General features: G+C 41.5%; 1 pseudogene. It reads right to left on the bottom strand.

What is annotated here, in order from left to right:
• Nucleotides 1-25: 25 nt before the first annotated feature.
• Nucleotides 26-981: pseudogene (locus tag UA76_RS09655) on the bottom strand (IS110 family RNA-guided transposase).
• Nucleotides 982-1,094 lie beyond the last annotated feature (113 nt).

The following is a 1,094-nucleotide window of genomic DNA, read 5'->3' as shown; positions in this document are numbered from 1 at the left end:
TAACAAACGACTATGGCGTCAATAGCTAATTTTTAGCAGTGTTTTCATCCCACATGACGCCATCTCTCAACATCGTATTTAAGATCACTACCATCTTGCGAACACAGGCGATGATCGCAACTTTTTTAGGCTTTCCTGCCTCAACTAGACGAGTGTAAGTCGCTTTAAAAACAGGATTACATTGCATGGCTGACATCATCGCCATGTAGAGTACAGTGCGAACTTGAGCTCGCCCACCTTGGATAACTCTTTTGCCTTTGTAACGACCACTTTCTCTTGTAATTGGGGCCACCCCTATCAGAGAAGCCGCTTGCTTGTTAGTAATGTAGCCAAGCTCTGGAACATTACTTATGATTGACGCTGCTGCGATGTTTCCGATACCAGGTACACTTTGTAGAATGGTATTTTTTCCTTGATACTCAGGCTGTCTTCAATGAGCTTTATCAACTTACTCTCTATCTTTGTGATTTGATTTTTCATGGCTGTGAGCATCGGTTTGATGGTTGAATGCAGACTTTTTGGTAGTACCTGTATACGATTTTTTTCCATGGTCTGCATTGATAATAACTGATTTCTACGAATAACTAAGTCACTCATTAATCTGATGTTTTCTGCCTTTATGACCGTAAGGCTGGGTTGAATAGCTTCACCATAATGAGCAATAAGCTCTGCATCTAATCGGTCATTTTTAGCTCTGCGTCCAATCGCTCCCGCAAAACGTTTAATATGCACAGGGTTAGCGCGAACAATAGGTAAATCGGCTTCAGCGCAAGCCAATACAAAGGGCATTTCTAATCGGCCCGTTGCTTCAATAATGATACGTTCAGGCTGATGCTTTTTGATGACTTTTAGGGCGTCTTTAATCCCTTTATCATTATTTTCAACCGAGAAAAACAGGTCTAACGGTCTGATATGGATATCTAATTGTGTTTTGCCTGTATCAACTCCGACATTGATACTTTGCTTCATTTTTGTATTCATAATAAGCTAACTCATGCTTGCGTAATGCGGGTTCGAGACCCAGTCGACTATTCGAGGTTTCTGCTTGGAGTCCTATGTAGCGTTCATGTTTGTTATCGGTCTCTCGATAGAGG

Origin of the sequence: Vibrio mexicanus, assembly GCF_001012815.1 — a bacterium.
Taxonomy (GTDB): Bacteria; Pseudomonadota; Gammaproteobacteria; order Enterobacterales; family Vibrionaceae; genus Vibrio; species Vibrio mexicanus.
This window is presented reverse-complemented; position numbering and strand designations above follow the sequence as displayed.